This is a genomic window from Massilia jejuensis (genome assembly GCF_042656795.1).
Classification (GTDB): Bacteria; Pseudomonadota; Gammaproteobacteria; order Burkholderiales; family Burkholderiaceae_D; genus Telluria; species Telluria jejuensis.
The window spans coordinates 77322-94996 of sequence record NZ_JBHSMS010000011.1 but is presented as its reverse complement, the minus strand read 5'-3'; the positions used below and the strand labels follow the sequence as shown (position 1 = coordinate 94996).

At 69.2% G+C, this 17675-nt stretch carries 14 protein-coding genes and 1 riboswitch; of the genes, 2 read left to right on the top strand and 12 right to left on the bottom strand.

The window, feature by feature from the left end:
- Positions 1 to 4 precede the first annotated feature (4 nt).
- The 8 genes from ACFPOU_RS02895 to ACFPOU_RS02860 form a co-directional block, all read right to left on the bottom strand.
- Complete coding sequence (locus tag ACFPOU_RS02895; protein WP_379716940.1) at positions 5 to 1390, bottom strand: dihydrolipoamide acetyltransferase family protein; 1386 nt, start codon at positions 1388 to 1390, stop codon at positions 5 to 7.
- Complete coding sequence (locus ACFPOU_RS02890) at positions 1391 to 2398, bottom strand: alpha-ketoacid dehydrogenase subunit beta (protein WP_379716936.1); 1008 nt, start codon at positions 2396 to 2398, stop codon at positions 1391 to 1393.
- 53 nt (positions 2399 to 2451) lie between these two features.
- Positions 2452 to 3684 carry a 3-methyl-2-oxobutanoate dehydrogenase (2-methylpropanoyl-transferring) subunit alpha gene (locus ACFPOU_RS02885; protein WP_379716933.1) on the bottom strand — a complete coding sequence of 411 codons (1233 nt, stop codon included), beginning with the start codon at positions 3682 to 3684 and terminating at the stop codon, positions 2452 to 2454.
- 268 nt (positions 3685 to 3952) lie between these two features.
- Entirely contained in the window at positions 3953 to 4501 is a 549-nt protein-coding gene (locus ACFPOU_RS02880) for a TetR/AcrR family transcriptional regulator (protein ID WP_379716930.1), read from the bottom strand.
- A 135-nt stretch (positions 4502 to 4636) separates the two neighbouring features.
- Positions 4637 to 7048 (bottom strand): putative bifunctional diguanylate cyclase/phosphodiesterase, encoded by a 2412-nt coding sequence (locus tag ACFPOU_RS02875; protein ID WP_379716927.1) that lies wholly within the window; start codon positions 7046 to 7048, stop codon positions 4637 to 4639.
- 74 nt (positions 7049 to 7122) lie between these two features.
- Positions 7123 to 8469: an amino acid permease gene (locus tag ACFPOU_RS02870; protein ID WP_379716924.1), complete on the bottom strand. Its 1347-nt coding sequence runs from the start codon at positions 8467 to 8469 to the stop codon at positions 7123 to 7125.
- 86 nt (positions 8470 to 8555) lie between these two features.
- On the bottom strand, positions 8556 to 9227 hold the full coding sequence (locus ACFPOU_RS02865; RefSeq protein ID WP_379716921.1) for a TlpA family protein disulfide reductase: 672 nt from the start codon (positions 9225 to 9227) through the stop codon (positions 8556 to 8558).
- Between the two features lie 278 nt (positions 9228 to 9505).
- Positions 9506 to 10855 carry a hemolysin family protein gene (locus ACFPOU_RS02860; RefSeq protein ID WP_379716918.1) on the bottom strand — a complete coding sequence of 450 codons (1350 nt, stop codon included), beginning with the start codon at positions 10853 to 10855 and terminating at the stop codon, positions 9506 to 9508.
- 168 nt (positions 10856 to 11023) lie between these two features.
- Between ACFPOU_RS02860 and ACFPOU_RS02855 the strand changes: the two genes are divergently transcribed.
- Positions 11024 to 11680 carry a VOC family protein gene (locus tag ACFPOU_RS02855; RefSeq protein ID WP_379716915.1) on the top strand — a complete coding sequence of 219 codons (657 nt, stop codon included), beginning with the start codon at positions 11024 to 11026 and terminating at the stop codon, positions 11678 to 11680.
- 159 nt (positions 11681 to 11839) lie between these two features.
- Here ACFPOU_RS02855 and ACFPOU_RS02850 read toward each other — a convergent pair whose 3' ends face one another.
- The gene (locus ACFPOU_RS02850) at positions 11840 to 12823 is read right to left on the bottom strand and encodes an alpha/beta hydrolase fold domain-containing protein (RefSeq protein WP_379716912.1); all 984 of its coding nucleotides are present in this window, start codon (positions 12821 to 12823) and stop codon (positions 11840 to 11842) included.
- 246 nt (positions 12824 to 13069) lie between these two features.
- Positions 13070 to 13158, top strand: a riboswitch (cyclic di-GMP riboswitch).
- 93 nt (positions 13159 to 13251) lie between these two features.
- Here ACFPOU_RS02850 and ACFPOU_RS02845 point away from each other — a divergent pair.
- Positions 13252 to 15036, top strand: coding sequence for a S8 family serine peptidase (locus ACFPOU_RS02845; protein ID WP_379716909.1), 1785 nt, complete (start codon positions 13252 to 13254; stop codon positions 15034 to 15036).
- Positions 15037 to 15124: 88 nt separating this feature from the next.
- Here the strand turns inward: ACFPOU_RS02845 and ACFPOU_RS02840 are convergent, their stop codons facing one another.
- The 3 genes from ACFPOU_RS02840 to hmgA form a co-directional block, all read right to left on the bottom strand.
- Positions 15125 to 15703 carry a PEP-CTERM sorting domain-containing protein gene (locus ACFPOU_RS02840; RefSeq protein ID WP_379716906.1) on the bottom strand — a complete coding sequence of 193 codons (579 nt, stop codon included), beginning with the start codon at positions 15701 to 15703 and terminating at the stop codon, positions 15125 to 15127.
- 192 nt (positions 15704 to 15895) lie between these two features.
- Positions 15896 to 16309: a secondary thiamine-phosphate synthase enzyme YjbQ gene (locus ACFPOU_RS02835; protein WP_379716903.1), complete on the bottom strand. Its 414-nt coding sequence runs from the start codon at positions 16307 to 16309 to the stop codon at positions 15896 to 15898.
- 13 nt (positions 16310 to 16322) lie between these two features.
- A complete protein-coding gene (hmgA, locus tag ACFPOU_RS02830; RefSeq protein ID WP_379716900.1) occupies positions 16323 to 17633 on the bottom strand; it encodes a homogentisate 1,2-dioxygenase in 1311 nt (436 codons plus the stop codon).
- Positions 17634 to 17675 lie beyond the last annotated feature (42 nt).

The following is a 17675-nucleotide window of genomic DNA, read 5'->3' as shown; positions in this document are numbered from 1 at the left end:
CGGGTCACTCCACGAACAGGGTTGCCGGGCACTCGAGGTAGCCGCGGATGGTCTGGATGAATTCGGCCGCGACCATGCCGTCGATGACGCGGTGGTCGAAACTCGAGGACAGGTTCATCAGCTTGCGCGCGACCATCGCGCCGTCGCGGATGGTGGGGCGGTCGACGATGCGGTTGATCCCGACGATCGCCACTTCGGGCCGGTTGATCACGGGCGTGGTGACGATGCCGCCCAGGGCGCCGAGGCTGGTGATCGTGATGGTGGAACCGGCCAGTTCCTCGCGCAGCGCCTTGCCGCTGCGGGCCGCCTCGGCCAGCCGCGCCACCTCGCTCGCGGCCGACCACGGGTCGCGCGCTTCGGCATTCCTCACCACCGGCACCATCAGGCCGGCGTCGGTCTGCGCGGCGATGCCGAGGTGGACCGGGTTGTAGGTGGTGACGATGTTGGCGTCGTCGTCGAAACGGGCGTTCACCGACGGGTACTTGCGGATCGCCAGCACGACCGCGCGCATGATCAGCGGCAGCAGGGTCAGCTTCGGACGCTGGCCGGCGTAGCGGGCATTGAGCTGCACGCGCAGCGCTTCGAGTTCGGTGACGTCGACTTCCTCGACATAGGTAAAGTGCGGGATGCGGCGCTTGGCTTCGGCCATCTTCTCGGCGATCTTGCGGCGCATGCCGATCAGCGGCATGGCCTGCTCGCCCTCGAGCGGCGCGTAGCGGCGGTCGCCCTCGGCGGCCTTTTGCCGGCCGCGCGCGACGAAGGCATCGAGGTCGGCGTGCGAGATCCGGCTGGCGGGTCCGGAGCCGGTCACGTATTGCAGCTCGATGCCCATGTCCCATGCGCGCTGGCGCACGGCGGGCGCGGCCAGCGGCCGTTCGCCCGCGGCGCGGCCATGGTGGCCGGGTGCCGCCGGTTGCGAACCGCCTTGCGTGCAGGCCGGCGCCGGCGCCGGGCGCGGCGGCGCGGCTTGCGCGGGCGCCGCCGTCGCGGCGCCGGTCGCCGTCGTGACCACGGTTTCCGGCTCGGCCACGGTGACCGGCTCGAATTGCTCGGCAGTGCCGGCGCTGGACTGCGCGCCGGCCGCTGCCGGGGCTGCATTGGCCGGTTGCCGGCGCGCCGCGCCGGTGTCGCCCATGTAGTTGCCGGCGCCTTCGACCTCGATGCGGATCAGTTCCGCGCCGACGGCCATGGCTTGGCCGAGCTCGCCGCCGAGCGAGGTGACGGTGCCGTGCACCGGCGAGGGAATCTCGACGGTGGCCTTGTCGGTCATGACGTCGGCCAGGACCTGGTCTTCCTTGACCGTGTCGCCCGGCTTGACGTGCCAGGCGACGACTTCGACTTCGGCGATGCCTTCGCCGAGATCGGGCATCTTGATGACGTGAATACCCATTTATTTCGCCTCCATCGCACGTTTGAACGCGGCGCCGACACGGTCGGGGCCGGGGAAGTATGCCCATTCCTGCGCGTGCGGATACGGGGTGTCCCATCCGGCGACGCGCTCGATCGGCGCTTCCAGGTGATAGAAGCAGTGTTCCTGCACCAGGGCCGTCAGTTCGGCGCCGAAGCCGCTGGTGCGCGTCGCCTCGTGAACGACCACGCAGCGGCCGGTTTTCTTGACCGATTCGACGATGGTGTCCAGGTCCAGCGGCCACAGGGTGCGCAGGTCGATGATTTCGGCATCGATCCCGGTTTCCAGGGCGGCCGCTTCCGAGACCCAGACCATGGTGCCGTAAGTGATGACGGTCAGGTCGGCGCCCGGGCGGAAGATGGCGGCCTTGTCCAGCGCGACCGTGTAGTAGCCTTCCGGGACTTCGCCCAGCGGATGCTTCGACCATGACACGACCGGGCGGTCGTGGTGGCCGTCGAAGGGGCCGTTGTAGAGGCGCTTCGGTTCGAGGAAGATGACCGGATCGTCGTTCTCGATCGAGGCGATCAGCAAGCCCTTCGCGTCGTACGGATTCGAGGGCATCACCGTGCGCAGGCCGCAGACGTGGGTGAACATCGCTTCCGGGCTCTGGCTGTGGGTCTGGCCGCCGTAGATGCCGCCCCCGCAAGGCATGCGGATCGTCAGCGGGGCCGTGAAGTCGCCGGCCGAGCGGTAGCGCAGGCGCGCCGCCTCGGAGACGATCTGGTCGGACGCCGGGTAGAAATAATCGGCGAACTGGATCTCGACCACGGGCCGCAGGCCGTAGGCGCCCATGCCGACCGCGGTGCCGACGATGCCGCCTTCGGAAATCGGCGCATCGAACACGCGCGAGCTGCCGTACTTGGCCTGCAGGCCGTCGGTGGCGCGGAACACGCCGCCGAAGTAGCCGACGTCCTGGCCGTAGACGACGACGTTGCCGTCGCGGCCGAGCATGACGTCCATGGCCGAACGCAGCGCCTGGATCATCGTCATCTGGGTTGTAGCCGATTCCGTGACCGGTTCTCTATCGCTATCGCGCGCCATCATTACACTCCCAATTGTTGACGTTGGCGGCGCAGGTGCTCGGGCATGTCCTTGTAGACATCCTCGAACATCGACGCCGCGCTCGGTACGCGGCCGTCGGCCAGCGTGCCGTATTGTTCGGCTTCCTTCTGCGCGGCGATGACCTCGGCTTCGAGTTCGGCCTGCACGCGCTCGTGCTCCTCCTCGGACCAGGCACCCAGTTTCTCCAGGTGCCGGCGCAGGCGCGCGATCGGGTCGCCCAGCGGAAAGCGCGACCAGTCGTCGGCCGGCCGGTAGCGCGAGGGATCGTCGGAGGTCGAGTGGGGGCCGGCGCGGTAGGTGACCCATTCGATCAGGGTCGGCCCGAGGTTGCCGCGGGCACGCTCGGCGGCCCAGCAGGAGGCCGCGTACACGGCCAGGAAGTCGTTGCCGTCCACGCGCAGGCTGGCGATGCCGCTGCCCACGCCGCGCGCGGCGAAGGTGACGCTCTCGCCGCCGGCGATCGCCTGGAAGGTCGAGATGGCCCACTGGTTGTTGACGACGTTGATGATGCAGGGCGCCCGGTACACGTGGGCGAAGGTGAGCGCGGTGTTGAAGTCCGATTCGGCGGTGGCGCCGTCGCCGATCCAGGCCGAGGCGATCCTGGTGTCGCCCTTGATCGCCGAGGCCATGGCCCAGCCGACCGCCTGCGGCACCTGCGTGGCCAGGTTCCCGGAAATCGAGAAGAAGCCCTTGGCCTTGACCGAGTACATGACCGGCAGCTGGCGGCCCTTCATCGGGTCGCGCTCGTTCGAGAGCAGCTGGCAGATCATGTCGACCATCGGGTATTCGCGCGCCATCAGCAGGCTTTGCTGGCGGTAGGTCGGGAAGCACATGTCGCCGTCCTTCAGGGCCAGCGCCTGGGCGGTGCCGATGGCTTCCTCGCCCAGCGAGGTCATGTAGAAGGACATCTTCTTCTGGCGCTGGGCGATGACCATGCGCGCATCGAAGATGCGGGTCTTCATCATCGTGCGCAGGCCGAAGCGCAGCGTCTCGACCGGGAGCTCCGGCGCCCACGGACCGACGGCATTGCCGTCGTCGTCGAGCACGCGGATCAGCGAGGTCACGAGGTCGGCGGTGTCGCCGAACAGGACATCGGTGTCCGGCCGCCGGACGGCGCCGGCAGGACTGGTCTGTAAATACGAAAAATCGGTCTTGCAACCCGGGCGGCCGGTTGGCTCCGGGACATGCAGCGACAGAGGTTGTCCCTGGCTCATAATTCACGTTCCCTTTGTAAGGTGATGTGCGGCAAGCTGGAATGATAAATGCTGCGGACGGGTAGGCGGGCATTGCAGAGAAGTATTTTCGTGGTGCCGTGCAGCATATTTCGTGCGGAAAGGGCCTGTCCGATGGCGGTGCAGGCCGCGTCGATCGCCGGCGCCGGCCCGCATCTGCCGGCAAAGTAGCACGCTCGTCACGAGGCTGTGCCGAGCAAGGGCAAAGGTGCGCGCGTTCGGCCGGAGCGGGACGGCGTCCCGGCGCCGCCTATCGCGGGCGCGCCCCGGCCGCCACGCCGACCTGCAGCAAGTCGATTGCGCGCCGCACCAGCAGGCGCCGCTGGGCCGGTGTCGCGCCGCGCAGCGCGGCGCCCAGCATGCCGCAGACCAGCACCAGGTCGGCCGGACGCAGGTCGGCCCGGCAGGCCTGGCGCCTCAAGGCCGCGGCCAGCGGCGCCCGGAACAGGCGGGCCAGGCGCTCGCGCGCCGCCTTCGCGCCGGCGTCGCCCGGTTCCAGCGCGCGCCAGTAGTCGGCGACCGCGGGCGTGGCGACGATGCGCAGGCCGACCTGCTCGACGAGGGCGAACAGGTCCTGGCCGGCCGCCCCGGCCTCGAGTTCGTCGAGCGCGCGCTCGAACAGGGCTTCGACCAGGGCCGCGCGGTCGGGAAAGTTGCGGTACAGGGTGGCGCGGCCGACGCCGGCGCGCGTGACCACCAGGTCGAGCGGGGCGGTGATGCCGCGTTCGGAAAAGACGGCATCGGCGGCATCGAGGATCTGGTCGCGCCGCAGCGCGGCGTCGGGGCGCAATTGGGTCATTTGTGGACACCGTTGTCCGGTTGATGGGATGACCGGTTCGCCACCAGAATAGCGCGATGCGCCGTGGGCCAGCGCACGCTACTTGCATCGCGCTGGCCGCGTGCCTGCCATGCACCGTCGCCAACTTCGTCCTCCCTACCGGACAGGTTCCTGGCCGGCGCTTCCCCAGTCGCGCTCGAAGGCCTCGATCGGCACCGGCCGCCCCAGCAGGTATCCCTGCAGCAGCGCGCACCCGTGCGCCACCAGGAAATCGCGCTGCGCCTGGGTCTCGACGCCTTCGGCCACCACCTGCAGATTGAGCGTGCGCGCCAGGCCCAGGATCGCGTCGACGATCGCGCCCGCGTTTGCGTCCTCGGGCAGGTCCTTCACGAAGCTGCGGTCGATCTTCAGTTCGGCCAGCGGCAAGCGCTTCAGGTAGCTGAGCGACGAGTAGCCGGTGCCGAAGTCGTCCAGCGAGAAGCTCACCGCATGCGCGCGCAGCGCATGCATCTTGCCGGCCACGGCCTCGACGTCCTCGGCGAAGACGCTTTCGGTCAGCTCCAGGCGCAGCTTGTCCGGGGCGGCGCCGGTCTCGAGCAGGGCAGCGAGGACGCGCTCGACGAAATCGGGCTGGCGCAGCTGTTGGACGCTGACGTTGACCGCCAGCGTGAGGCAGGCCAGGCGCGGGTCGCGCGCCCAGCGCGCCAGGACGCGGCAGGTCTCGAGCAGCACCATCGCGCCCAGCGGCACGATCAGGCCGCTGGTTTCGGCCAGGCCGATGAATTCGGCGGGGCCGACCAGGCCCAGTCCCGTATGATTCGAGCGCAGCAGCACTTCGGCGCCGACCAGGCGCCCGGCCACGTCGAACTGCGGCTGGCAATGCAGTTCGAAGCGCTGGCGCCGGATGCCCTCGCGCAGGTCGTGTTCGAGCGCGATCTGGCGGTCGGCCGCGGCCTGCATGCCGGGGTCGAAAAAGCGCACCGTGTTGCGGCCCTCGGCCTTGGCGCGGTACATGGCGAGATCGGCCTGGCGCAGCAGCACGTCGACACTGGCGGGGCCGTCCCCGAACAGGGCGACGCCGATGCTGGGCGTGCTGACGCTGGGACGGGCGGCCAGCTGGAAGGGCTGGGCCAGGGCCGCGAGCAGCTTGGCGCCGACCAGGCTGGCCTCGACGACCGCGCCATCCCCGGTCGCACCCAGGTTTTCCAGCACGACGACGAATTCGTCGCCGCCCAGGCGCGACAGGTGGTCGCTCGCGCGCACCGTACGGCGCAGGCGCTCGGCCACTTCGCACAGCAGCTGGTCGCCGACGTCGTGGCCGAGCGTGTCGTTGAGCAGCTTGAAGTTGTCGAGGTCGATGAAGAGCAGGGCGCCGAACTGGCCGGTGCGCTGGCTGCGCGGCAGGATCTTGGCCAGCTGCTCGACCAGCAGGCGCCGGTTCGGCAGCCCGGTGAGGTAGTCGAAATAGGCCAGTTCGTAGATGCGGCGCTCGGCCTGCTTGGCCTGGGTCAGGTCGGTATTCGTGCCCGACATGCGGATCGCCCGGCCGCTCGCGTCGCGCAGGACGAAACCGCGCGAGAGGATCGGCACGGCATGTCCGTCGCGGTGGCGCAGGCGAAATTCGATGCTGTAGGTGCGTTCGCGCCCGCGCAGCAGGTCGCGCACGAACCCGATCGCGCGCTCGCTGTCCTCGGGGTCCAGCATGCTCATCCAGGTTTCCGGCCGCGCCGGCAGTTCGCCCGGCCGGTAGCCGACCATTTCCCAGTAGCGCTCCGAATAGTAGAGTTCGTTACTGACCAGGTCCCAGTCCCAGGGCGCGTCGGTCGAGCCTTGCAGCACCAGGCGCAGGCGTTCCTCGGACTTGAGCAGGGACTGTTCGATTTGCTTGAGCCGGGTGCAGTCGGTATAGCAGGAGACGATTTCGTCGATGCTGCCGTCGGGCGCGTGCACGGGAAAGGCGTTGCAGATCAGCCAGCGCGGCGCGCCGTCCGTGGGCAGCCCGACAATGAAGCCGCTGACCATGGCCCCGTGGCGCAGCGCCGTGACGGCCGGGTAATCGTCGGGCGCGAGCACCGTGCCGTCGGCGCGCAGCAGGGCCGGGCCGCGCGCGCCGCCGGGCGGGCCGCGCATGCCGTCCAGGGCCGGGCCAAGCAGGGCCCGCGCGTGGCAGTTGGCGTAGACGGCGCGCGCGTCGGCGGCATGGACGACGACGCCGGCCGGGATGCGGTCGAGCAGTTCGTGGGCGTGCGGCGGCGCGGCCGCACCTTCGCGCAGGGTGGCCGTGAAGTGGGCGACCTGGCCGCCGCCGTCGAACACGGGGACGATGTCGAGCGCGGCCGGCTGGACCAATGCCGGGTTGCGCGCCAGCGCCGGTGCCAGTTCGGCCAGCGTGCGTCCGACCACGTCGGCGGGGCCGAGCCGGGTACGCGCGAAAAAACCGTCGCTGGCACCGAGCACGCGCTGGGCGGCATCGGCCACCAGCACGCCCGGCCCGCCAGCGCGCACGGACGCCGCGCCTGCCGGCTCGGCGGCGACGCCGGGAACGAAACGCTGTGAAGAACTTTCCATGCCGAGCCCACGGACGGTAACAGCGGCAGTCTAGCCGCTTTGTCCGCCAGGCGGCGCGAACATGACGGCGTCCGTCAGCCGCGCGCGCGGCGCCCGCGCACGGCGTAGCCTACGCACAGCAGGAGCAGCCAGGCCGGGATCAGGTAGACCGAGATGCGCAGGGCCGGCGTCAGGTACATGACGAGCGTGATGCCGGCGAGGAAGGCCAGGCACAGGTAATTCCCGAGCGGATGCAGGGGACTCGGGAAGCGGGTAGGGGTGCCTGCCTTCACGCTGCGAAAACGCAGGTGCACGATCGAGATCGTGGCCCAGTTGATGACCAGGCCCGCCACCGCGAGTCCCATCATCATCCCGAAGGCTTCGCGCGGCAGGAAGTAGTTGACGGCGATGCAGGCGCCGGTGGCCAGCGCCGACACGCCCAGCGCCGCCAGCGGCACGCCGTTGCGCGTCAGCTTCATCAGCGCGCGCGGCGCGTTGCCTTGCGTCGCCAGGCCGAACAGCATGCGCGTGTTGGCATACACGGCGCTGTTGTAGACCGACAGCGCCGCGGTGAGGACGACGATGTTCAGGACGGTGGCCACGGCGCTGCTGTCGAGGGCCGCGAAGATCAGCACGAAGGGGCTGCCGCCCTGTACCACCTTGGTCCACGGGAACAGCGCGAGCAGGATGAAGAGGGCGCCGATATAGAAGATCAGCACGCGGTACAGCGCCTGGTTGGTGGCGCGCGGGATCGAGCGGGCCGGGTCGTCCGCTTCGGCCGCGGTGATGCCGATCAGCTCCAGGCCGCCGAAGGAGAACATGATGACGGCCATCGACAGCGCCAGGCCGGCCACGCCGTTGGGGAAGAACCCGCCATGGCGCCACAGGTTGGCCACGCCAGCCTCGGGACCGGCCGTGCCGGACAGGAGCAGCCAGCTGCCGAACAGGATCATGCCGATCACGGCGACGACCTTGATCACGGCGAACCAGAATTCGAGTTCGCCGAAGGCCTTCACGTTGAGCAGGCTGAAGGAATTGATGATCAGGAAGAAGGCGAGCGCCGACATCCAGGTCGGCACCTCGGGGAACCAGTACTGGACATAGATCCCGACCGCCGACAGCTCGGCCATCGACACCAGGATGTACATCACCCAGTAATTCCAGCCCGAGATGAAGCCGGCCATGTGGCCGCCGTACTTGTCGGCGAAATAGCTGACCGAACCGGCGACGGGCTCCTCGACCACCAGTTCGGCCAGCTGGCGCATGATCAGGAAGGCGACCACGCCCGCCACCCCATAGCCGAGCAGCACCGAGGGCCCGGCCATCTGGATCGTCTGCGCGATGCCGAGGAAGAGCCCGGTGCCGATGGCGCCGCCGAGGGCGATCAGCTGGATGTGCCGGCTCTTGAGGCCGCGTTTGAGTTGCTGCGTGGGTGCTTTCATGCCGCCTGCCCGGTGAACAAAGTCGATGATTCTAATGCATATGGGCATTTGCAGGGAGGCAATAGTGGGGCCGGCGCTGCCGCCGCTCAGGGCGCGCGCCGCAGCTGGCCCAGCTGTTCCTCGACGGCGGCGCGCGAGAGCTCGCCCATGTGGCGCGCCGCCAGCATCCCGCGCGCATCGTAGAACAGCGTGGTCGGGTAGCCGACCGCGTCCATGGCGCGCGCCGCCGCGCGCGGCGCGTCGAGCAGCACATTCTCCGGCGCGACGCCGGCCGCAGCCAGGTAACGCTGCACGGTGGCCGCGTCTTCGCCCGCGTTCACGAACAGGAAGGTAACCTCCGGGTGGGCGGCCTGGGCGGCGGTCAGCGCGGGCATCTCGCGCTGGCAGGGCGGGCACCAGGTCGCCCACAGGTTGACGACCACCGGGCGCCCGGTGAACTGGCGCAGGTCGACCGCGCCGCCGTCGAGGCGCTGGAGGACGAGCCGGGGCAGGGGAGCAGGCGCGTGGCCTGCGTGCAGCGCGAGCGTGGCGCCGCCCCAGACCAGCACGCCCGCCAGCGCGGCCGTCGTCAGCGGCCGGCGCAGGATGGGGGCGCGCCGCAGTTGCTCGAAGCCGACCGCGCAGGCCGCCAGCAGGCCGGCGAAGGCGATGAAGCCGCCGTCGCGGATATCGAGCATGCCGAGCGGGGCGTCGCGGTAGCTCTCCCAGTGCTTGAGCACGAAAGCGGCGCGCGCGGCGAGAAAGCCCCAAAGCGTCATCTGCCACAGCGCGGGGGAGGCATCGATGCCGCGCCGGCGCTGCCAGTACCAGGCGGCCAGGTTCGCGGCAAGCAGCGCGACGAGCGGCGCGAGTACGCGCAGCGGCAGGACCAGGGGTCCGAGATTGATGGCGTCGATAGCGGTCTCCGGTCGGATTGAAGCTGGCTGAAAGCGTTCAGCTTAACCCGACAGTATTAGCGGACGGTTAAGGCGCGGCCGATACCCGGTCGGCGGGGAGCGCCTTCGCGCTCCAGACGGCGCGCCTTGGGCCGCGCGCTTCAGGCCGCGTCGTCGCGCATGCGGGCTTCGTCGACTTCCTCGGCTGGCGGCGGGAGGTGCGCGACCAGCAGCTTGTCGATGCGGTTGCCGTCCATGTCCACGACTTCGAAGCAGTAGCCGTTCCAGTGCGTCGTTTCCGACACGCGCGGGATATAGCCGAGCTGGAACAGGATGAAACCGGCCAGCGTGTGATAGGCCCCCGATTCCTCGCCGGGGAAGCGCTGCGCCGTATTCATCAGGTCGCGGAAGCGGTCGAGCGCCACGCTGCCGTCGAGCAGCCAGCTGCCGTCCTCGCGCTGGACGGCGTCCTGTTCGTCGTCCTCGCCGATGACCGACACGTCGCCCACCAGCGCGCTCATGACGTCGGTCAGGGTGACCATGCCCTGGGTGTCGCCGTATTCGTCGACGATGAGCGCGATTTCCGCCTTGTTCTTCTTGAACAGTTCGAGCAGGCCCATCGCGCTGACCGTCTCCGGCACGTACAGGATCTCCTGGACCGCCCGTTCGATGTCGATCGCGTCGAGCGTGCCGGCGCGCACGGCCTGGGCCAGCAGGTCGCGGCAATGGACGAAGCCGATGATCTGCGAGCGGTCGCCGCGGCAGACCGGCATGCGGCTGTAGCGGCTGCAGGCGATGCGCGCCAGGTTGTCGGCGCGCGGGATCTCCAGGTCGACCAGGGTCAGGTCGACGCGCGGCGTCATCAGCGATTTCAGGTGCTGGTCGTCCAGGCGCAGCGCGCGCGAGACGATGTCGTATTCGGTTTTCTCGAACACGCCGGCGTCCGTGCTCTCCTTGAACATGCCGGTGATGTCTTCCTCGGTCGGCGCCTCCTCCTTGTGGCGCCCGATCCCGATCAGGGCCACGATCGCTTCGGTGGCCAGCGCCAGGATCTTCACGAACGGCGACATGATCGTCGACAGCACCCGCAGCGGCGGCGCGATCAGCGTGGCCACCGCTTCCGGATAGGCCATGGCGATACGCTTGGGAACCAGTTCGCCGAGGATGATCGAGGCGAAGGTGATGCACACCACCACCAGGCCGAGCGCGACCTGGTAGGCGTAGGGCGCGATCAGCGGCATCGTTTCGAATTCGGGTTTCAGGTGGGCGACCAGCGACGCCTCGCCGAAGGCGCCGTTGAAGATGCTGATCAGCGTGATGCCGACCTGGACCGTGGAGAGGAAGTGGCTCGGTTCGTCGGCCAGGTCGAGCGCGGCGCGCGCACCGCGGCTGCCTTCGCCGGAGGCTTTCTCCAGCCGCATGCGCTTGGCCGAGACCAGCGCCAGTTCCGACATCGCGAATACGCCATTCAGAAGGATAAGGAAAAGGATGATCAGGATATCGGTCAGCATAACGGGAAAGCGCGGCTCCACGGCTTGCCGGGCCGGTCCGGGGCGCATGGGCGCCTGGTTGATAACTTAATTGCATCATCGCACGAGCGGGCCCGCCAGCCCCGCACCGGAGGGGCGCCGCCTGTCTGTTATTCTTGGGAAACGAAACCACGATCGATCGGCAGCTGCATGGAACTGGACCACCTGTTTATCCGCGCACGGGCCGGCGCGCCGGAAGCGGCGCTGCTGGCCGCCTTCGGCTTGGCCGAGGGCAGTCCGAATACGCATCCGGGGCAGGGCACGGCGAACCGCCGCTTTTTTTTTCGAAATGCCTTCATCGAGCTGCTGTGGATCGCCGACGAGGCCGAGGCCACCGGTTCGGCGACGCGACGCACGCAGCTGCACGCGCGCCTCGACGGCGCTGGAAACGCCTCCCCCTTCGGCCTGTGTTTCCGGCCATCGCCGGGGCGCGATGGCGTCCCGTTCCCAGCCTGGCCGTACACGCCCGGGTATCTGCCTCCCGGCATGCAGGTCGACATCGCCGCCGAGGCTCCCTTGGCCGAGCCGATGTGGTTTTTCCTGCGCAGTGCGACCGCGCCGGAGACCGCACCCGTCGCGCGCCGCCAACCGCTCGCGCATGGCGCCGGGCTGCGCGAAATCAGCGCCGTCACCGTCACGGTGCGCGACCGGCATGTCCTGTCGCCGGCGGCGGTGGCGGCCATCTGCACGGGCAAGGTCGCCATTGTCGAGGGCCCCGGCGACCTGCTGGAAATCGCTTTCGACGGCGCGCCCTCGGGGCAGGTCCACGATTTCCGGCCCGCGCTGCCGCTGCTCTTTCGCTACTAAGTACTCGCCCGGAACTCAATGCGTGTTTGGCTGCCAGAACCGGCGCGCTGCTGCGCTGGTCCCTGTCCGCTTGCGGTGCTTGCAGTGCTCGCACTGCGGCGCACTCGCCGCCTTGCACCGCATCCGATTCGGTTTGCCAAAATTCACATTTATTTCTGGTCAAGCACTTAGCGCCTTGCGCCCGGTAGTGGCGGCGATGCGCTCGCCAATCCACGCATGGGTGCGGGCCGGCACGATGTGCGCCAGCGGCGTCGGAAAGCGCAGGAAGCCATGGGGCGCCTCGGGCAGCACATGCAGCTCGACCTCGGCCACCTCGGCCCAGCGCGCCGCCAGCAGCCGCGTGTCGTCGCACAGCGGGTCGCGCTGCGCGCCCACCAGCAGCGCCGGCGGCAGGCCGGACAGCTCGCCGTACAGGGGCGAGTGCGGGGCCGCGCGCCGTTCGCGTTCGCTGCTGGCGGGCAGCAGCATACGGAGGTCGGCGGCCAGGCCGGGGCCGTCGAGCACCAGGGTCTCGGGGCCGGCCGCATGCACGCGCGGCGTGCCGCCCAGGTCATAGACGCCGTAGTACAGCACGGCGCCGGCGACGCGCGCCAGCAGGCCGGGGTGGGCGCGCAGGCGCAGCAGCACGGTGGCGGCCAGGTGGGCGCCGGCCGATTCGCCCAGCACGAACACGGGCAGGCCGGCAAGCTCGCCGAGGCCGCCTTCCAGGAGCCAGCGCGCGGCGGCCAGGCAGTCGTCCATCGCGTCCTGCAGCGTGGCGCGCGGCAGCAGCCGGTAGTCGACCGCGACCACCGCCACCTGGCAGGCGTCGACGAGCGCCGCGTTGTGCGGGTCGTCCAGGCGCGGGTTGCCGAACACCCAGCCGCCGCCGTGGATGTCCAACACGACCGCGCGCGCCGGGCCGGCCGGGCGCAGCACCCGCACCGGCACCCGCAAGCCGTCCGCTTCGGCAGCCAGGTGCGCGATGCGCACGCCGCGCCGCGCCAGCCGGGCGTCGGCGCCGATTTGCGAGACGCGCAGCACGGCCCGCACCAGCAGCGGCGCGAAGCGGTTGGCGACCTTCAGGCGCGGCAGCCAGGCCAGCATGCGGTTCAGGCGCCGTACCTGGTCCAGCACCAGGTCGTCGAGTTCGATGTTTGTCATGCGGGGCGGACAAGGGCCTTGGTACGGCCCGGCATCTTGATAGGGTGGGTGACATTCTAATGAGGATGGCGCCGGCGCGCCGTCCACGCATGTCCGCGCGTGCCCGTGAGAAAGTGCATGCAGTGCGCCTTTGGAAGGTGGCGTTCGGCCATCCGCGCGCGGGATGTACGGTCGGAACGATGAGAAACCGCCCACGCGCAGATTTATGTTGCCATGTGGTAATGTCGACGCTACACTCGGTCCCATCACTGAAAAGGGCAAACTCCGCGAAAGCGGAGGACGCAAAGTCAACGGTCTAATGAGCCACCCGGCTCGATGACGGCAGGACTGCCAGGCACCGACACCCGCGCGGCGCGCAGCTTGCGTGCGCGCGCCGTCGCGTCGGCCAGCAATCCTGTGAACTGCAACCACCAACAGGATCGCCCGCCATGACGACCGCCTTCGCCACTTCGTCCCTCCGCACAACCTTGACCGCGCTCGCCGCCGCCAGCCTGGGCCTGGGCGCCGCGCACGCCGCCCCGGGCGGCGACTTCGCCCGCGGCCGGATCGTGATCGAAGCGCAAGCCGGCCTGTCCGACGCCGAACTCGACACCCTGGTCAAGGCCCACGGCGGCAAGCGACGCAAGCTCGGCCAGAGCCGCATGCACGTGGTCCATCTGGCGCCGGGCCTGTCCGAGGAAGACGCGGTCGCCAGGCTGTCGCGCCGCCCGGAAATCAGGTTCGCCGAACTCGACCGCAAGGTCGGCCCGGCACTGGCGGTCAACGACCCTTACATCGGCAGCGCCTGGCACATCGGCAAGATCGGCGCGCCGGGCGCCTGGGACAGCACCCAGGGCGGCGGCATTACCATCGCCGTGCTCGACACCGGCGTGAACGCCGCCCACCCCGACTTGAAGGACCGCCTCGTGGCGGGCTTCAACGTCTACAACAACACGGCCGACACCAGCGACCTGTGCGGCCATGGCACGGCGGTGGCCGGTGCGGCGGCGGCCAGCACCAACAACGCGATGGGCGTGGCCGGCGTTGCCGGAGCGGCGCGCATCATGCCGGTCCGCATCGCCTACAAGGATGCGAGCGGCGGCTGCCCGGCCTATTTCAGCACCATCGCCAGCGGCATCACCTACGCCGCCGACCACGGCGCCCGCATCGCCAACATCAGCTTCGTCGGCATCGCCGGCAGCGCGGCCGTGAAAAGCGCGGCGCGCTACATGAAGAACAAGGGCGGCCTGGTCTTCATCTCGGCCGGCAACAACAACGTCGATGAAAACGTCGCGCCCGACAACGCCTTCATCATCGTTTCCTCGACCGACAGCCAGGACAGGAAATCGAGCTTTTCGAGCTGGGGCAGCTTCGTCGCGCTGGCCGCGCCGGGTACGGGCATCTGGACCACCAACAATTCGCTCGGCTACTCGGCCTGGAACGGCACGTCGTTCGCCAGCCCGGTGGCCGCCGGCGCGGCCGGCCTGATGATGGCGGCGCGTCCCGACCTGAGCGCCGAGCAGGTCGAATCGCTGCTGTTCTCGACCGCGGTCGACCTCGGCACGGCGGGCCGCGACGCCGTCTTCGGCCACGGTCGCGTGAACGCCGCCGCCGCCGTCGGCGCGGCCCTCGGCCATGCCGCCACGCTCGACGCGACGGCGCCGCTGGCGGCGATCGCCGCCCCGCTGGGCAGCAGTTCGGTGTCGGGCACGGTGGCGGTGAGCGTGACGGCGTCGGACAACGTCGGCGTGGCACGGGTCGACTTGAAGGTCAACGGCACGACCGTGGCCAGCGCCAGCGCCGCGCCCTACAGCTTCACCTGGAATTCGGCGGGCGTCGCGAACGGCATGGCATCGCTGGTGGCGGTCGCGCATGACGCGGCCGGCAATGCGGGCGCGTCGGCCACGGTGGCGGTCAACGTCGCCAACGGCAGCGGCGGCACCGTCGTGGCGGCCGATACCGCCGCCCCGGTGGTGGCCATCAACAATCCGGTCGCCGGCGCGGTCAGCGGCACCGTGGCCGTCAGTATCGCCGCATCCGACGACGCGGGCGCCGCCGGCATCCGCACCAGCCTGTCGATCGACGGCAAGGTCGTTGCCAGCGGCACCGGCGCTTCGCTGGCCTACAGCTGGAACACGCGCAAGGCGGCGCCAGGCACCCACACGATCGCCGCGAGCGCGCGCGATGCCGCCGGCAACGCCAGCACCAGGACGGTGAGCGTGACCGTGCGCTGAAGGGCGGCGGCGCGCGGCCAATAAAAATGGCGCCCTCTCCCGGGCGCCATGTTGCATGGAAGGCAGCGGCGCCCGTGCGGCGCCGGAATTACTTGCGGCGGCGCAGGGCCATGCCCGCCAGGCCGGCGCCGAGCAGGGCCAGGGATGCCGGCTCGGGCACTTCGCCGCCGCCCGGGTTGCCGCCGCCGCCTCCGCCGGCGATGAAGGTCCAGTGGCTCAGGCGGCCGGCATTGCAGGCATTGTCGTTCTTGGTGGAGCAGTCGCCGCCGATCAGGAAATTGACGTCGGCAGCGCTGAACACCAGCTGCGTCAGGTCGCCGACATTCTGGAAGAGATAGCTGTCCAGGGAAGTCTTGAAACCGTCGTTCTTGCCGAGGCCGAACTTGAGCAGGAAGTAGCCGGCTTCGGTCGGCGCGTCGTTGAGCATCCACAGGCCCGCGCTCACTTCGGTGACCGAAGGGCTTTCGTCACGCAGCAGGTCTTGCTCGGCGAGGTCGAGGCCGGAGACCGCCTCGAACAGCGCCAGTTCGGCCTTGTCACCCGAGTTCTTGGTCTCGAACGCGCCCTTCAGGGTATCGGCGGTCGGGACCGCCATGGCGTTGCCTGCTGCGAGACCGGCGACTGCGGTTGCTGCGACCAGCATGTTTTTCACGTTCAGCGCTTTCATGGAAACTCCCAATAATAGTTGTGTACCCAGCTATCAGCAAAAGTCGTGCCATGAGGAACAAGTGCTTGATTATTAGCAAATATACGATATCAGAGCGATCATCTAAGTTGTCCATTGTAAAGTATTTCGACAAGCTTGGCGGTGGCGCGGCCGATGCCAACCGGGGCAGATGCGGCCGCGCATAAGGGTGACCTAGCCGAGTACGGTGACCACCACCGTGCGCCGGTGCGGCCGCGTGCGGTGTTCCCACAGGTAGATGCCTTGCCAGGTGCCGAGCAGCAGGCGGCCGCCCCCCACCGGGATCGTGATCCCGGTATCGCTCAAGACGTTACGTACATGGGCAGCCATGTCGTCCGGCCCTTCGTCGTCGTGGCGGTAGGCAGGGTCGCCGTCGGGTGCCAGGCGCGCCATGACCGTGTCGAGATCGCGCCGCACGTCGGGGTCGGCGTTCTCGGTGATCGTCAGCGAGCAGCTGGTGTGCTGCACGAAGACCTGCGCCAGGCCGCAGGCGAGGCCGGACGCCCGTACGACCTCGGCCACTTCGCGCGTGATATCCAGGGTGCCGCGCCCGCGGGTCCGGAAACTGAGGATGGCCTGGTGGGTCATGCTGGCGGCCTGTTCATGGCGTCGGGCGGAAGTTCTTGCGGATGCCGGCCCAGCAGTCCTGGTAGCGGTCCTGCAGCGCGGGCGAGGCGAGCGCATGCGCGGTCGGACACAGCACCTGCCTGGTCTCGAACATGAACGCCATCGTGTCGGCGACCTTCACCGGCGTGCTGGTATCGGCCTGGCTGGCCTTCTCGAAGGTCGAAGCGTCCGGTCCATGGCCGCTCATGCAGTTGTGCAGGCTGGCGCCGCCCGGCACGAAGCCCTCGGCCTTGGCATCGTAGGCGCCGTGCACCAGGCCCATGAATTCGCTGGCGACATTCCGGTGGAACCAGGGCGGACGGAAGGTGTTTTCGCCGGCCAGCCAGCGCGGCGGGAAGATGACGAAGTCGAGCGTGTCGACGCCCGGCGTGTCGCTCGGCGCCTGCAGCACCAGGAAGATCGACGGGTCGGGGTGGTCGAAGCTGACCGAGCCGATGGCGTTGAAGTGGCGCAGGTCGTATTTATAGGGGGCGTAATTGCCGTGCCAGGCGACCACGTCCAGGGGCGAGTGGCCGATGCTGGCGGCCCACAGGTTGCCGCAGAACTTGGCGACGAGCGTGAAGTCGCCTTCGCGGTCCTCGTAGCGGGCCACGGGGGTGAGGAAATCGCGCGGGTTGGCCAGGCCGTTGGCGCCGATCGGTCCCAGGTCGGGCAGGCGCAGCAGGGCGCCGAAGTTCTCGCAGATATAGCCGCGCGCCGTGCCGTCCGGCAGGCGCACCTGGAAGCGGATGCCGCGCGGGATCACCGCGATTTCCTGCGGTTCGAGCTCGATGGTGCCCAGTTCGGTGGCGATTTCCAGCCGGCCCTGCTGGGGCACGATCAGCAGTTCGCCGTCGGCCGAATAGAAGAAGCGTTGCGTCATCGAACAGTTCGCCGCATACAGGTGGATCGCGCAGCCATGCATCGCCTCGGCCGAGCCGTTGCCGGCCATCGTCACCCAGCCGTCGATGAAGTCGGTCGGCGCTTGCGGCATCGGCAGCGGGTTCCAGCGCAGCTGGTTGGGCGGCGGGGCGACGCCGGTGAAACTGGCGGCGATACGGTGCCTGTCGATCTGCTCGAAGGCGCCGTGCATGGCGGCGGGACGGATGCGGTAGAGCCAGGAACGCCGGTTCTGTGCGCGCGGCGCGGTGAAGGCGGTGCCCGACAGCTGTTCGGCATACAGGCCGTAGGCGACGCGCTGCGGCGAATTCCTGTGGCGGGGCAGGGCGCCGGGCAGGGCTTCGGTGGCGAATTCGTTGCCGAAACCGGACTGGTAGGCCTGCTGCGGTCCGCTGTGCTGGGTCATGCGCGTCTCCTGGCGATATGGCGTTTTCCTGCACTGTAAGCC

Bases quoted from the DNA above. Each gene is read 5' to 3' on its own strand.
- ACFPOU_RS02885 (WP_379716933.1), bottom strand. From the start codon at position 3,684: ATGAGCCAGGGACAACCTCTGTCGCTGCATGTCCCGGAGCCAACCGGC.
- ACFPOU_RS02880 (WP_379716930.1), bottom strand. From the start codon at position 4,501: ATGACCCAATTGCGCCCCGACGCCGCGCTGCGGCGCGACCAGATCCTC.
- ACFPOU_RS02865 (WP_379716921.1), bottom strand. From the start codon at position 9,227: ATGACGCTTTGGGGCTTTCTCGCCGCGCGCGCCGCTTTCGTGCTCAAG.
- hmgA (WP_379716900.1), bottom strand. From the start codon at position 17,633: ATGACCCAGCACAGCGGACCGCAGCAGGCCTACCAGTCCGGTTTCGGC.
- ACFPOU_RS02890 (WP_379716936.1), bottom strand. From the start codon at position 2,398: ATGACGATGATCCAGGCGCTGCGTTCGGCCATGGACGTCATGCTCGGC.
- ACFPOU_RS02855 (WP_379716915.1), top strand. From the start codon at position 11,024: ATGGAACTGGACCACCTGTTTATCCGCGCACGGGCCGGCGCGCCGGAA.
- ACFPOU_RS02895 (WP_379716940.1), bottom strand. From the start codon at position 1,390: ATGGGTATTCACGTCATCAAGATGCCCGATCTCGGCGAAGGCATCGCC.
- ACFPOU_RS02860 (WP_379716918.1), bottom strand. From the start codon at position 10,855: ATGCTGACCGATATCCTGATCATCCTTTTCCTTATCCTTCTGAATGGC.
- ACFPOU_RS02850 (WP_379716912.1), bottom strand. From the start codon at position 12,823: ATGACAAACATCGAACTCGACGACCTGGTGCTGGACCAGGTACGGCGC.
- ACFPOU_RS02870 (WP_379716924.1), bottom strand. From the start codon at position 8,469: ATGAAAGCACCCACGCAGCAACTCAAACGCGGCCTCAAGAGCCGGCAC.
- ACFPOU_RS02840 (WP_379716906.1), bottom strand. From the start codon at position 15,703: ATGAAAGCGCTGAACGTGAAAAACATGCTGGTCGCAGCAACCGCAGTC.
- ACFPOU_RS02875 (WP_379716927.1), bottom strand. From the start codon at position 7,048: ATGGAAAGTTCTTCACAGCGTTTCGTTCCCGGCGTCGCCGCCGAGCCG.
- ACFPOU_RS02845 (WP_379716909.1), top strand. From the start codon at position 13,252: ATGACGACCGCCTTCGCCACTTCGTCCCTCCGCACAACCTTGACCGCG.
- ACFPOU_RS02835 (WP_379716903.1), bottom strand. From the start codon at position 16,309: ATGACCCACCAGGCCATCCTCAGTTTCCGGACCCGCGGGCGCGGCACC.